Raw genomic sequence first — 14,800 nt, 5'->3', positions numbered from 1 at the left:
ATGGAAAGCCGGATTTCGCAGAAAAACGCTTTACGTTACCGCGACGGTCGCCGCGAGGCTAGTCGATATTCGCCACGCGTAGCATTCAAACGCCGCCCGACCGCAACTCTCGCAGTCCAGATGTGACAAAGCCCCGCATAGACGGGGCTTGACGCTTTTACTGCCGTGGCTGCGCAATGAGCGCTGCCGGATCAAACGCGATGCCGATGAAACTTACAGCGAATAGCCGTTCGTTTCGAGCGAACGGATGCGCTGTTCGAGCTGGACGATATCCGACGACGATGCGAGGTAGGCTTCACGACGGGTGCGTTCAGCGGTTTCAAACCAGGTGCTCAGCTTTTCGAGTACGTATGCAAACATGATGTTCTCCAAGGATCAGATTGAATCCCCGGTGGATTGGGCATCAGGGATTTCCCGTAAAAGGGTTAACCCGGATTATAGCCCTATAGTGCAACCTGACTAGTGAAATGCCCGCATGACGTGCATTCCGTTTTGGAATGGTGCACGCGCGTGGTGCGTTCAAGTGATTGATTTAACTCGGTTTGACTTCAATTTGTCGCTCTAGCTCATGCCACCCCATATTTTTATGCCTGATTTTGGTGCAAATATGGTCGCGGTTGCGATAAATGGCATCACAAGGTTGCACCTTCCGCAAAACACAATCTCAAACAGGATGACAACCCTGCCCCGAAACCAGATCGGTATCGGCAAGACGTTCGATGATCGGGCAATCAGGACGCTCGTCGCCGTGACAATGGTCGGCGAGGTGCGCTAATGTGTCGCGCATGTCGGTCAGTTCGGCGATGCGGCGATCAAGTTCCGCGACATGCTCCAGGGCGATGGCTTTCACCTCGGCGCTGGCCCGCGAGCGATCGTGCCACAGTGCCAGCAGCCGTCGAATGTCTTCGATCAGAAAGCCAAGCCGGCGCGCCTGGCGGATGAAGCGCAGCGAGTGAACCTCTTGCGGACCGTATACGCGGTAGTTGGCGCTGGTACGCGATTTCGCCGCCAGCAAGCCGACGCTCTCGTAGTAGCGGATCATTTTCGCTGTCAGGCCCGACGCGCGGGCCGCTTCACCGATATTCATGGCCGTTTCTCCAGTGTGTGCGTCGATCGTACACCTTCCCATGGTGGGAAGGTCATCCACGGAATTGCGTATCGGCAGGCATAATTCAACGGTCGCACTATCCAATTTTTCGAGGCAATCCCGATGACGATCGAATTTCAGGTTGAAGGCATGAGTTGCCAGCATTGTGTGGCGGCGGTCACGAATGCAATCCGCGAGCTTGACGACGCCGCGCAAGTCCGCGTGGATCTGGCGACCGGGCGCGTCGCCGTGGAATCGACGCAACCGGCCGAGACGCTGAAGGCTGCCATCGACGAAGCCGGCTACACCGTGACGGGCGTCGCAAGCGGCACGACCAGCAGTTCGCCCGGCGCGGCCCGTTAAGCGAGTTCACGTCATGTTCAAAATTGCCGTCATTGGTGCCTCCGGGCTGCTCGGCCGCGCGCTCGTCGACGAACTGGCGCAGCAGACCGGTTGGCAAGTCGTCGCCACAGCGTTCAGCCGGCCGGCGCCGGGCAAGGTCGCGCTGGATATCCGCGACACGCGGGCGGTCGAGCAGTTCGTCGAGCACGAAGCGCCGGACGCGCTCGTGATCGCCGCGGCAGAGCGTCGACCGGACGTGTGCGAGCATGACCCCGCGCTGGCCCGCGCGCTGAATGTCGATGCGGTGCGCACCCTTGCCACGTCGGCGAACCGGCGCGGCGCATGGACGCTATCGATCTCGACCGATTACGTGTTCGACGGCACGCACCCGCCCTACCAGCACTATTCCGTGCCCGCGCCGCTCAACGCCTATGGGCACAGCAAGCTTGAGGGCGAGCGAGCGCTGACTGAATCGACCGACCTCGGCTGCGTGCTGCGTTTGCCGCTGCTGTACGGGCCCATTGTCAGTTGGGCGGAGTCGGCGGTGACGAGTCTCGTGCCGGCGATCGCCGGGTCGGCCGCGACCGGGAGCAAACCCGCTGTCATGGATGCGTGGGCGATCCGCTACCCCACCTTCACGCCGGACGTCGCGTTCGTGATCCGGCAGATGCTCGAGCGGCACGCGCAAGGCGATGCGATCCGCGGCATCGTGCAATGGTCCGGCGACGAACCGATGAACAAGTATGAGATCGCCTTGCGCCTCGCCGAAGCGCTGCAACTCGACGCGCATCTGACGCCGCAACCTGTGCCGGCCGATTCGACGCCTCGCCCGCATAACTGTCACCTGGCATCGACCCACCTCGAAGCGCTCGGCATAGGCCGGCGCACGCCGTTCGATGCGGCGATTCGGCAAGTGTTAGCGGCGTTTCCGTGGCGCGGCGCTGCACAAGCGTAGAACGTTTTGTCTGGCAGCCAGGGCTGAACGCGGCAAGTCGCCCATGTTGTTATTCGGTCGATCCGCGTCGGCACGACGGCGGCACGTCGAGCCGGCGCGCTTGGCCACCGCGAACCGCCCTCAATGAAAATCGCGGCTCGCCGTGGCCAATTCACCCAGCCATTCGCTGTGGTCTTCGAGGCGATGAGCGACGAGATGGATCACCTCGCCCTTGTTTTTCCGTTTCGCCTTAGCCTGATTCGCGCTCACCGGGTTGCCGGCATTGTCCCCGCCGGTCGCTACGCCGTCGTCGCGCTGCAAAACACCGTAGACCGCCAGCAACGATGCGCCCAGCAAAACCTTGCGCTGCTTTTCCACCAGCGACGGCCAGACGATCACGTTGATCGAACCGGTCTCGTCTTCGATGGAAACGAACACCGTGCCGTTTGCCGTGCCCGGCCGCTGCCGCACGGTGACAATGCCGCACGCTCGCGCCAGCGTGCCGTGCTGACATGCGGCGAGTTCCGCGGCCGTGCGAAAACGATGCTTTGCAAGGCGTGCACGCAATAGCGCAAGCGGATGTCGATTGAGCGTGAGGCCAATACTCGCGTAGTCGTCGACGATTTCGCGGCTTTCGGCTGCCTGCGGCAATGTCAGCGGCGCTTCGGCGATCGGCGCATCGCGCAGCAGTTTGGGCACCGTGTGCTGCGCCGTCACGGCCCACCATGCCTCGCGCCGATGTCCCGCGATACTGACCAGCGCATTCGCCGCGGCCAGCGCTTCGAGATCACGCCGTGTCAGGGCCGCGCGGCGGGCCAGATCGTCGACATCGGTAAACGGTGTCTCGTTTCGTGCGGCCATGATGCGTTCAGCAGCCGCTTGCGAGAAGCCTTTGATCAGATGCATGCCGATGCGCACGGCGGGGCCGCGCGCGCCATAGGTGTTCGACGGTTGAAACACGCGGGCAGTCAATCGCTGTGCCGCGCGCCGGACGGTCCTGCTCACCGTCAGACGCCGCAGCGAAAGATCGCGCAATTGCTGCGCGGATAGTACGGCCTGCTGACGATGCAAACAGGTTTCGTCCGCTGAGATCCGTTGTCCTTCATGACCACGTCTCTCGAATGTCGATTCCCAATCGCTCAAGGTCACGTCGGGTGGCAATACCTCGACGCCGTGACGCTTCGCATCCTGAACGAGTTGCGACGGCGAATAAAACCCCAACGGCTGACTGTTCAGCAAACCCGCCAGAAAAGCAGCCGGTTCATAGCGCTTCAACCACGCGCTGAGGTAGACGAGCAGCGCGAAGCTCGCCGCATGGCTCTCCGGAAAACCATATTCGCCGAAGCCTTCGATCTGTTTGCAGATACGGTCGATGAACTCCTGTTCGTAGCCGCGCTTGAGCATCCGCTCATTCAAATCCTTCTGATACTTTGCCAGGTTGCCGCTGCGCCGCCATGCGGCCATCGCGCGCCGCAACTGATCGGCCTGCTCACCGGTATATTTCGCCGCAACCATCGCCAGATGCATGACCTGTTCCTGGAAAATCGGCACGCCGAGCGTGCGTTCGAGCACGGGACGCAATTCATCCTTCGCGTAGTCGACCGCCTCGAGTCCCTGCTTACGGCGCAGATAGGGATGCACCATGCCGCCCTGAATCGGCCCGGGCCGCACGATCGCCACTTCGATTACGAGATCGTAGTACTTGTTGGGCTTCAGACGCGGCAACATGCTTTGCTGCGCCCGCGATTCAATCTGGAATACGCCGATCGTATCGGCATGGCCGCACATTTCGTAGACGGCTCGATCCTCACGCGGAATATCCTGCACCCTGAACTTCGGAAAGCCACGCCTCAACGCGACGAATTCCAGCGCTCGCCGGATCGCCGACAACATGCCGAGCGCCAGCACGTCAACTTTCAGCAGTTTGAGCGCGTCGATATCGTCCTTGTCCCACTCGATCACGCTGCGGTCTTTCATTGTCGCGTTCTCGATCGGCACGAGTCGCGACAGCTTGTCTTTCGCAATCACAAAACCGCCAACGTGTTGCGACAGATGACGCGGGAAAGTGCGCAACTCCTTCGTGAGGCGAATCAGATTCTGCGTGATGTGCGAGTTGGCGTCGAAGCCCGCTTCGGCCAGATATTTGGCAACCGCATCCGTGCCGTCCCACCATTGTTGCGACTTGCTGATCCGCTCGATCAAAGACACCTCAAGACCCAGCGCCTTGCCGACGTCTTTCAGCGCACTGCGTGCGTGATACGTAATCAGCGATGCGGTCAGCGCCGCCCGATGACGGCCGTACTTCGTGTAAATATATTGAATCACCTCTTCGCGCCGCTGATGCTCGAAATCGACGTCGATATCAGGTGGCTCGTTGCGTGCGCGCGAGATGAAACGCTCGATCAGCATGTTCATGTGCACCGGATCGATTTCCGTGACGTGCAGGCAATAACAAACGATCGAATTCGCCGCTGAACCTCGCCCCTGGCAGAGAATGTTTCGGGAGCGCGCGAAACTCACGATATCGTGCACCGTCAGAAAATATTTTTCGTATTTCAGATCGGCGATCAACCCCAACTCTTTTTCGATCTGACCGATTCGCTTCAGGTCCATGCCCTTGGGCCAGCGCTCCATCGCGCCGGCCATGACCAGCTTGCGCAGATAACTCGATGGCGACTCGCCGGCGGGCACCAGTTCCTCGGGATACTCGTACTTGAGTTCGTCGAGCGAGAAACGGCATAGCGCGGCGATACGCAGCGTTTCTTCAAGCGTATCGCGCGGATACAGTTTGCCAAGCCGCACACGCGTACGCATGTGCCGCTCCGCGTTCGCCTCGAGCGCATGGCCGCATTGCGATAGCGGCGTGACGAGGCCGATGGCGGTCATCGTGTCCTGCAACGGCTTGCGCGATCGGGCATGCATGAGAACGCCGCCTGCCGCGACCAGCGGCAAACCGCTCGCTTTTGAAATCATGCGCAAGGCGTCGATCTGAAGATCGTCGCTGCCCGTTTGCCAGAGTTCGAGCGCGATCCACGCCCGTTGTGCAGCGAACGAGGCGAGCCAATGCGCGCAACGCAGCGTATGCGAGAGCGTCGCCGCGCGCTGTGGCACGAGCATCAGGACGCAATCGGGTAAGGTTTTTAGATGCTCAAGATGGGGGAGTGAATCGGTGAAGTCGGATGGGCTAAGGCGATAGCTGCCCTTATCCGCTCGTGATCGAGCCAGCGTAATCAGTTCGGAAAGATTGCCGTAACCGTTTCGGTTGGTTGCAAGCGCAACCAGGGTGCAGAAGGGTTCGCCGGTTTCGTCGGTCAGATTGAGTTCGCTGCCGATGATCAGGTGAGGGAGGGGTTTTAGTGCCTCAGTTTCCGCAGCTTCCGTGGGTTCCTGCTGCGACGCTTCGATTTTTGTCGCGTCTTCCGAAGGCGCTTCCGATTGCGCAGCTTTGGCCCTGTCCTCGCGCTCTTTCTGCTGACGGTCCCGCTCCTCTTTGATTTCCTTCAACGCCGTGTGAGCGCGCACGACGCCGGCCAACGAGCATTCGTCGGTAATGGCGAGCGCGCTGTAGCCGCGCGACATCGCCTGTTCGACGAGTTCATAGGGATGCGATGCGCCCCGCAGAAACGAGAAATTAGTCAGACAATGCAATTCCGCATACGCCGGCAACTGAGTGGCGAGTGGCTGTTGCGCGAGGAGTGACGACTGGGTTAGTGGCATGATAATCAGCCGAACAAACCCTGCAGATACCACTCGCCGCTAAGGCGTTCGCGGTATACCCAGAACATGTGGCCCCGGTCGTCGGCCGCGACATAGTAATCGCGCTCCACCCGGTTGCCGTCCCACCACCCCGCTTCGATCCGCTCGGTGCGCGTGAGCATTTTCAATGGCCGACGATAAATCGGCCGCTGATCGCGCATCATCAGGCGCAGCGGTTTGTCGAGCATCCAGAGCGGGCGAGGCTGCGACGGCAGCGCACTGTCGGGTAGATCGAGCGAAGTTTGGGTACTGGCCGGTTGCGCGCCGGATTGGTGATGTTTTTTTGCGTTGGCGGTTTCGTTGGGCTGTTGGACTGCTTGTGTCGCTTGTGTCGCTTGTGTCGCTTGTGTCGCTTGTGCCACTCGCGCAAGCGCATCTCCGTCTGCGTCCCCTTCCTCCGCCGATGCGGCGTGCTGCAATGCATCGGTCAGCCAGGCGTTGTCTGCTTTAATTTTTGTCCGGGCTTTCGCCGGCGAACGCTTCTTGCGCGAAAACGCTTGCGCCTCGTAGGCTTCGACGCGCATTGCCCGCTCGGGACGATGATCGTCCTGCACCGACATCTGCAGCACATTCTCCGGTCCCAATCGCGCGCTCAGGCGTTCGAGCAGACGCGCAATCGAATCACCATCGGATTCGGGCATGGGAAACAAGGTATCCGACTGGCCGGCATATTCGCCGATTTGATCCGCTACCAGCTTCAACTCGATGACCGGTGCCGCCAGCACGGTCTGATTCAATTTTTCCCGCAGCAACCAGATCAGATGCTCGGCATCGCGTGACGGTATGGCCCACGCGACCTTCAGGTTTGATGTCTTCGGTGCATGACGCGACGCCAATTCATGCTCTAGCAGCAACGTATAGCCGCTGAGCGCCGCATGATGCGCGCTCAGCCAGCCGGCCAACTGCACGATCAGTCGACGCGCGGCAAACAGCAACGCATCCGCGTTATCGACCCGGGAGGGCAACTCCAGTTGCGCATGAAACGACGCCGGCGCACGAAACGATTCGCGTGGATCCGGGCGCGTGCCGTACGCCTGTGCCAGCAAATCGAGAATGCCGCCGCCGAAACGTCGCACGACACCGGAGCGTGGCAATTGACGCAAATCGGCCAGCGTCGCGCAGCCGACATGCGCAAACGCCTCGCGATGCGTTTGCGTGACCGGCAGCAGCGATACGGATAAGCCATCGAGGACACGCGCGAGTGAGGTCTCCTTGACCACGTGCCAACGATTCTTCTGCCGAACGGCGCGGGCCTGCGCCAATAGCCACGCGCCCCAGGCAGTCGGCGCACAGGCGATGCGCGCCGTATAGCCGAATTCCGCCACAGTGGCAGACACCCGCGACAACAACGCGCGCAAGCCGCCAAACAACCTCAACCCGGAGCCGACTTCCAGCAGCAGGGTGTGCGCGTCGGCAAGCGACACTTTGGGTGTGTACGTCAGCAAGGCAAGCGCTATGGCTTCGAATGCCTGAGTTTCGCGGGCGACATCGGCAGCAAGCAGTTCGAGCCCCGGCGCCAACGCCAAGGCATATGAACGCGAATGCCCCGCGTGCACGCCGGCACGCAGTGCGTCGAAATCCGGCATCAGGATGTGCGCGTGGTCGGCTAGCGCGTAACACCGCTCTTCGACGATGTTGTCGGCATCGTGAAGTTGGCTTGTCTCGTCGCTCGATTCACGCCGATTCGGCTTCGCGAGCGAACCATCCGGGAGCGGCGCGAGAGGCTTCACCGCTTCCAGCGACAAGAGTGGCAATGTGACTGCGATCCACAGCATGTTTGATCTCTGCCCCTTGATGGCCACCGACTCCGTTTTCCGGCAACAAGACGCTTTGTAAAGGTAAAACGAGACGAAGAGGCTCGGCTAGCGGCGGCCCGCGACGCTTGAAGATGTCGATCGACAAACCAATCTCCTGCAGCCATTGACGACGGTTGATCGTCTGCGCATTGGCCGGCAGCAGCGGCTCGCAGATCATTCGCAATGGCGCCGGGGAAGATTGCGTGGCGGCCTCGACAGGCCGAATCAAAAATGCCAGCGATGCCGATTCTTGAGCCGCCACTTGCAGACGCCTGACTTTGTCGGCACGAGCATTCGGCAGCCAAACCAGGACCGCGCCGATGCCATCCTGCTTCAAGGCCTGAGCGGCGGCCCACAAGGCCTGGTCTTCACTCGAGCGGACCCATAAAACCCGCTCGACATCGACACCCCAAGCTCTCAATGCGGCGGCGCACGGCTGATAGGGAGGCGCCACGAGCATGACATGCCGCTTGGCGTGTTTCGTCAGATGACACAGTGCATGGGCTAGCAGACGTACTTCACCCACTCCACCATGCTCGATCAACAACTCCGTCAGACCGCCTGCTGACCAGCCTTGTCCCGGCAACACCCGATCCAGCGCGGCATAGCCGCTGGAAATCACACGCGAATCTGCCTCGGCAAGCTCATTGCCCTGCCATACCTGACGCCGTAATTGGGACGACAGGGCGGTCGTCGCAAGCTGAATCGCTGCTGCCATAGACACGCTCTTGAATTAGGGAATGCTCCGCCCTGCCCGGCATCGAGCAAGCATGAGGTGACGAGTTTTCACTGTATATTTATACAGTATTTTGGGATGAATGTTAAGACGGAGGGATGCTGGCAAGTTGGCGCAGGAAGAGGCGCTGGCAACCGACTGCGATCGTTGGCTAGCCTCCTCCGTCAAGACGGGTTTGCCGACCCCTTACCTCGCAATTGACGGATCCTGCGGCGCGAAGGTGTGGATGTGGGACGGGCGTATCTGGAACTGACGGGCTACGCGGATGCGCGGCGGATGGGGCGGGAGTGAAGGCGGTTATACGGTGGGTTTTTTCCGTGTATGGCGGCGGGGTTGTAAACGCAGAAACCCCACCTTTTTGGGGTGGGGTTTCTGTCTGCTGCTGGGGAGCCTGACGATTACCTACTTTCACACGGGTAATCCGCACTATCATCGGCGTGGAGTCGTTTCACGGTCCTGTTCGGGATGGGAAGGGGTGGGACCGACTCGCTATGGTCATCAGGCATGACTTGTTGCTGCACTGCTCGTGGAGCAATACGGCCAATCTGGAAGAAGTAGTTTCTGGTGATGCTCACCAGGGGTAAAGCTGTTGGGGTTGTGTTGTTTCTGGCACAACACGATCACTTAACCTGGGTGTCCTTGCCCCCTTCGGGGGTGGGATGCCCGTCAGTGCTGAAGCACTGACGATCATCGCAAAACACACCTGTTATAGGATCAAGCCTTACGGGCAATTAGTATCAGTTAGCTTAACGCATTACTGCGCTTCCACACCTGACCTATCAACGTCCTGGTCTTGAACGACCCTTCAAGGGGCTCGAAGCCCCGGGGATATCTCATCTTAAGGCGAGTTTCCCGCTTAGATGCTTTCAGCGGTTATCTCTTCCGAACATAGCTACCCGGCGATGCCACTGGCGTGACAACCGGTACACCAGAGGTTCGTCCACTCCGGTCCTCTCGTACTAGGAGCAGCCCCCTTCAAATATCCAGCGCCCACGGCAGATAGGGACCAAACTGTCTCACGACGTTTTAAACCCAGCTCACGTACCTCTTTAAATGGCGAACAGCCATACCCTTGGGACCGGCTACAGCCCCAGGATGAGATGAGCCGACATCGAGGTGCCAAACACCGCCGTCGATATGAACTCTTGGGCGGTATCAGCCTGTTATCCCCAGAGTACCTTTTATCCGTTGAGCGATGGCCCTTCCATACAGAACCACCGGATCACTATGACCTGCTTTCGCACCTGCTCGACTTGTCGGTCTCGCAGTTAAGCACGCTTATGCCATTGCACTATCAGCACGATTTCCGACCGTACCTAGCGTACCTTCGTACTCCTCCGTTACACTTTGGGAGGAGACCGCCCCAGTCAAACTGCCTACCATGCACTGTCCCCGATCCGGATTACGGACCAAGGTTAGAACCTCAAACAAACCAGGGTGGTATTTCAAGGTCGGCTCCACGCAGACTGGCGTCCACGCTTCAAAGCCTCCCACCTATCCTACACAGACCGGTTCAAAGTCCAATGCAAAGCTACAGTAAAGGTTCATGGGGTCTTTCCGTCTAGCCGCGGGGAGATTGCATCATCACAAACACTTCAACTTCGCTGAGTCTCGGGAGGAGACAGTGTGGCCATCGTTACGCCATTCGTGCAGGTCGGAACTTACCCGACAAGGAATTTCGCTACCTTAGGACCGTTATAGTTACGGCCGCCGTTTACCGGGACTTCAATCAAGAGCTTGCACCCCATCATTTAATCTTCCGGCACCGGGCAGGCGTCACACCCTATACGTCCACTTTCGTGTTTGCAGAGTGCTGTGTTTTTATTAAACAGTCGCAGCCACCAGTTTATTGCAACCCCTTCACCCTTCTGGCGCAGGCCAGTCAGGCTACAGGGGCGTACCTTATCCCGAAGTTACGGTACCAATTTGCCGAGTTCCTTCTCCCGAGTTCTCTCAAGCGCCTTAGAATACTCATCTCGCCCACCTGTGTCGGTTTGCGGTACGGTCTTGTTAAACTGAAGCTTAGAGGCTTTTCTTGGAACCACTTCCGATTGCTTCTTCACCGAAGTGAATGGCCTCGCACCCTTGAATTCCGCGCCCGGATTTGCCAAAGCGCCTTCTCCAATGCAAGGACCGGGACTTCCAACACCCGGACAACCTTCCGCGATCCGTCCCCCCATCGCATTTAACAATGGTGCAGGAATATTAACCTGCTTCCCATCAGCTACGCATTTCTGCCTCGCCTTAGGGGCCGACTCACCCTACGCCGATGAACGTTGCGTAGGAAACCTTGGGCTTACGGCGAGGGGGCTTTTCACCCCCTTTATCGCTACTCATGTCAGCATTCGCACTTCCGATACCTCCAGCACACTTTCCAGTGCACCTTCGCAGGCTTACGGAACGCTCTCCTACCATGCACATAAATGTGCATCCGCAGCTTCGGTATATTGCTTAGCCCCGTTACATCTTCCGCGCAGGACGACTCGATCAGTGAGCTATTACGCTTTCTTTAAAGGATGGCTGCTTCTAAGCCAACCTCCTGACTGTTTTAGCCTTCCCACTTCGTTTCCCACTTAGCAATATTTGGGGACCTAGCTGGCGGTCTGGGTTGTTTCCCTCTTGACACCGGACGTTAGCACCCGATGTCTGTCTCCCGTGATTGCACTCTTCGGTATTCGGAGTTTGCTATGGCGTAGTAATCCGCAATGGACCCCACAACCATGACAGTGCTCTACCCCCGAAGGTGATACACGAGGCACTACCTAAATAGTTTTCGGAGAGAACCAGCTATTTCCAGGTTTGTTTAGCCTTTCACCCCTATCCACAGCTCATCCCCTAACTTTTCAACGTTAGTGGGTTCGGACCTCCAGTACGTGTTACCGCACCTTCATCCTGGCCATGGATAGATCACCTGGTTTCGGGTCTACACCCAGCGACTGAATCGCCCTGTTCGGACTCGCTTTCGCTACGCCTGCCTAATCGGTTAAGCTTGCCACTGAATGTAAGTCGCTGACCCATTATACAAAAGGTACGCCGTCACCCTCTTTCAAAGGCTCCGACTGTTTGTATGCATGCGGTTTCAGGATCTGTTTCACTCCCCTCCCGGGGTTCTTTTCGCCTTTCCCTCACGGTACTGGTTCACTATCGGTCGATCACGAGTATTTAGCCTTGGAGGATGGTCCCCCCATCTTCAGACAGGATTTCACGTGTCCCGCCCTACTTGTCGCATACCTAGTTCTTCCAATCTGTTTTCGCCTACGGGGCTATCACCCGCTATGGCCGCACTTTCCAGAGCGTTTGGCTAACAGTTCAGATAAAGAATGCAGGCTGGTCCCATTTCGCTCGCCACTACTCTGGGAATCTCGGTTGATTTCTTTTCCTGCGGTTACTTAGATGTTTCAGTTCACCGCGTTCGCTTCACGTAGCCTATGTATTCAGCTACGGATGACCCATACGGGCCGGGTTTCCCCATTCGGATATCGGTGGATCAAAGCTCGTTTGCCAGCTCCCCACCGCTTTTCGCAGGCTACCGCGTCCTTCATCGCCTGTGATCGCCAAGGCATCCACCACATGCACTTGTTCGCTTGACCCTATAACGGGTGTGTCTCCTGCATGATCCACTGGGAATCACACGCTCGCCACGCTCGCTACAGGTTGAGTATTCGTGTTGCGCCGTATTCCAAAAGCGATCTTTCGATCTCTCTTTTCATACATTGATACAATCACAACCCTGATTCACCTACTCGCACACCCATCTCTAAGTATGCTTTCGTGAATCTCTTTACTACTTCTTCCTGATTGTTAAAGAACGACAGCCGATATAAAGCTCTGCTTCATATCACTCTGACTGGCTCAATCGCCAATGCACAACGCTCTGCTTCTTGCACAGAACGCTACGCATTGAGGATTGGTGGAGGATGACGGGATCGAACCGACGACCCCCTGCTTGCAAAGCAGGTGCTCTCCCAGCTGAGCTAATCCCCCAGTCATACAGCTACCCCAGAGGTTTCAGACGATCAGCACACCAGACAAGACTTTGGTGGGTCTGGATGGATTCGAACCATCGACCCCCGCCTTATCAAGACGGTGCTCTAACCGACTGAGCTACAGACCCCTGAGTCTGTCCTGATTTCACAGCCGATAAGCGTGAGCGCTCAACGCATTGCTTTTACGCAACTGACACGTTCGCTCGAGAAAGGAGGTGATCCAGCCGCACCTTCCGATACGGCTACCTTGTTACGACTTCACCCCAGTCATGAATCCTACCGTGGTGACCGTCCTCCTTGCGGTTAGACTAGCCACTTCTGGTAAAACCCACTCCCATGGTGTGACGGGCGGTGTGTACAAGACCCGGGAACGTATTCACCGCGGCATGCTGATCCGCGATTACTAGCGATTCCAGCTTCACGCACTCGAGTTGCAGAGTGCGATCCGGACTACGATCGGTTTTCTGGGATTGGCTCCCCCTCGCGGGTTGGCGACCCTCTGTTCCGACCATTGTATGACGTGTGAAGCCCTACCCATAAGGGCCATGAGGACTTGACGTCATCCCCACCTTCCTCCGGTTTGTCACCGGCAGTCTCCCTAGAGTGCTCTTGCGTAGCAACTAGGGACAAGGGTTGCGCTCGTTGCGGGACTTAACCCAACATCTCACGACACGAGCTGACGACAGCCATGCAGCACCTGTGTTATGGCTCCCTTTCGGGCACTCCCACCTCTCAGCAGGATTCCATACATGTCAAGGGTAGGTAAGGTTTTTCGCGTTGCATCGAATTAATCCACATCATCCACCGCTGTGCGGGTCCCCGTCAATTCCTTTTGAGTTTTTAATCTTGCGACCGTACTCCCCAGGCGGTCAACTTCACGCGTTAGCTACGTTACCAAGTCAATGAAGACCCGACAACTAGTTGACATCGTTTAGGGCGTGGACTACCAGGGGTATCTAATCCTGTTTGCTCCCCACGCTTTCGTGCATGAGCGTCAGTATTGGCCCAGGGGGCTGCCTTCGCCATCGGTATTCCTCCACATCTCTACGCATTTCACTGCTACACGTGGAATTCTACCCCCCTCTGCATACTCTAGCCCGCCAGTCACAAATGCAGTTTCCCAGGTTAAGCCCGGGGATTTCACATCTGTCTTAGCGGACCGCCTGCGCACGCTTTTACGCCCAGTAATTCCGATTAACGCTTGCACCCTACGTATTACCGCGGCTGCTGGCACGTAGTTAGCCGGTGCTTATTCTTCCGGTACCGTCATCCCCCCACCGTATTAGGGCAGAGGTTTTCTTTCCGGACAAAAGTGCTTTACAACCCGAAGGCCTTCTTCACACACGCCGGCATTGCTGGATCAGGCTTGCGCCCATTGTCCAAAATTCCCCACTGCTGCCTCCCGTAGGAGTCTGGGCCGTGTCTCAGTCCCAGTGTGGCTGGCTCGTCCTCTCAGACCAGCTACAGGATCGTCGCCTTGGTAGGCCTTTACCCCACCAACTAGCTAATCTGCCATCGGCCGCCCCCTGTAGCGCGAGGTCCTAAGATCCCCCGCTTTCATCCACAGATGTATGCGGTATTAAATTCCGGCTTTCGCCGGGCTACTCCCCCAACTACAGGACACGTTCCGATGTTATCACTCACCCGTTTCGCCACTCGCCCACCAGGATTGCTCCCGTGCTGCCGTTCGACTTGCCATGTGTAAGGCATGCCGCCAGCGTTCAATCTGAGCCAGGATCAAACTCTTCAGTTCAAACCTGTTACTGTTTTCGGTTCAGTTAAGAACCGGTCGCTCACTCCAACGTACTGACGAAGATCTCTCATCTTTCAATGGAAAACCTTCCTTTCATTACTGTGTGAGACTTGATACTTTCGCTTCATCCGGCAGATCCCGAAGGGCCCGCCGGCGCGTCGCGCATCAAGCGCCCACACTTATCGGCTGTTAATTTTTAAAGATCGATTACGCATTCACCACCGAATCCGCACCGCAGGTCGCCAACATCACAACCACCCGGCACCGCTTCGTTCTGCGTCGCTGCATCAGCAGCAGAGAAACGAATTATGAAGAACTTCCGCTACGCCGTCAACAGGTTTTTTCTAACTTCCTGAACCTGCCCGCTTCGCTGAAAGCCTTGCCACTGCTGGCTCTCCCGCCTCCCGTGC

General features: G+C 57.9%; 7 protein-coding genes, 2 tRNA genes and 3 rRNA genes. 2 read left to right on the top strand and 10 right to left on the bottom strand.

The annotated features are described in order from the left end of the window. Positions 1-213: 213 nt before the first annotated feature. Positions 214-360 carry a DUF3563 family protein gene (locus B0G80_RS00060; protein WP_012432419.1) on the bottom strand — a complete coding sequence of 49 codons (147 nt, stop codon included), beginning with the start codon at positions 358-360 and terminating at the stop codon, positions 214-216. Positions 361-664: 304 nt separating this feature from the next. Further along, complete coding sequence (cueR, locus tag B0G80_RS00055; protein WP_116116426.1) at positions 665-1,087, bottom strand: Cu(I)-responsive transcriptional regulator; 423 nt, start codon at positions 1,085-1,087, stop codon at positions 665-667. A 123-nt stretch (positions 1,088-1,210) separates the two neighbouring features. Between cueR and B0G80_RS00050 the strand changes: the two genes are divergently transcribed. Beyond that, positions 1,211-1,450, top strand: a complete 240-nt coding sequence (locus tag B0G80_RS00050) for a heavy-metal-associated domain-containing protein (protein WP_116116424.1) — start codon at positions 1,211-1,213, stop codon at positions 1,448-1,450. Positions 1,451-1,463: 13 nt separating this feature from the next. Next, a complete protein-coding gene (locus tag B0G80_RS00045; RefSeq protein WP_116116422.1) occupies positions 1,464-2,384 on the top strand; it encodes an SDR family oxidoreductase in 921 nt (306 codons plus the stop codon). A 120-nt stretch (positions 2,385-2,504) separates the two neighbouring features. On the opposite strand, the gene B0G80_RS00040 is transcribed toward B0G80_RS00045, so the two are convergent. From B0G80_RS00040 to B0G80_RS00005, 8 genes are all read right to left on the bottom strand, one after another. Beyond that, a complete protein-coding gene (locus B0G80_RS00040; RefSeq protein WP_116116420.1) occupies positions 2,505-6,080 on the bottom strand; it encodes an error-prone DNA polymerase in 3,576 nt (1,191 codons plus the stop codon). A gap of 5 nt (positions 6,081-6,085) precedes the next feature. Beyond that, positions 6,086-7,894 (bottom strand): DNA polymerase Y family protein, encoded by a 1,809-nt coding sequence (locus B0G80_RS00035; protein WP_116116418.1) that lies wholly within the window; start codon positions 7,892-7,894, stop codon positions 6,086-6,088. After that, positions 7,794-8,633 (bottom strand): translesion DNA synthesis-associated protein ImuA, encoded by an 840-nt coding sequence (gene imuA, locus B0G80_RS00030; RefSeq protein ID WP_116119451.1) that lies wholly within the window; start codon positions 8,631-8,633, stop codon positions 7,794-7,796. The genes B0G80_RS00035 and imuA overlap by 101 nt, the downstream gene beginning before the upstream one ends. 407 nt (positions 8,634-9,040) lie before the next feature. Continuing rightward, positions 9,041-9,154, bottom strand: a 5S ribosomal RNA gene (gene rrf / locus B0G80_RS00025). Between the two features lie 207 nt (positions 9,155-9,361). Next, a 23S ribosomal RNA gene (locus B0G80_RS00020) occupies positions 9,362-12,241 on the bottom strand. Between the two features lie 318 nt (positions 12,242-12,559). Next, a tRNA-Ala gene (locus B0G80_RS00015) sits at positions 12,560-12,635 on the bottom strand. Between the two features lie 53 nt (positions 12,636-12,688). After that, positions 12,689-12,765: transfer RNA gene (locus B0G80_RS00010), tRNA-Ile, on the bottom strand. Positions 12,766-12,845: 80 nt separating this feature from the next. Then, positions 12,846-14,390 (bottom strand): 16S ribosomal RNA (locus B0G80_RS00005). The 16S, 23S and 5S rRNA genes sit together here with 2 tRNA genes alongside, the layout of an rRNA operon. Positions 14,391-14,800 lie beyond the last annotated feature (410 nt).

It is taken from the genome of Paraburkholderia sp. BL6669N2 (genome assembly GCF_003387275.1).
GTDB lineage: Bacteria > Pseudomonadota > Gammaproteobacteria > Burkholderiales > Burkholderiaceae > Paraburkholderia.
The sequence above is the reverse complement of the archived record's forward strand: the minus strand, read 5'-3'. Positions and strand labels throughout refer to the sequence as shown.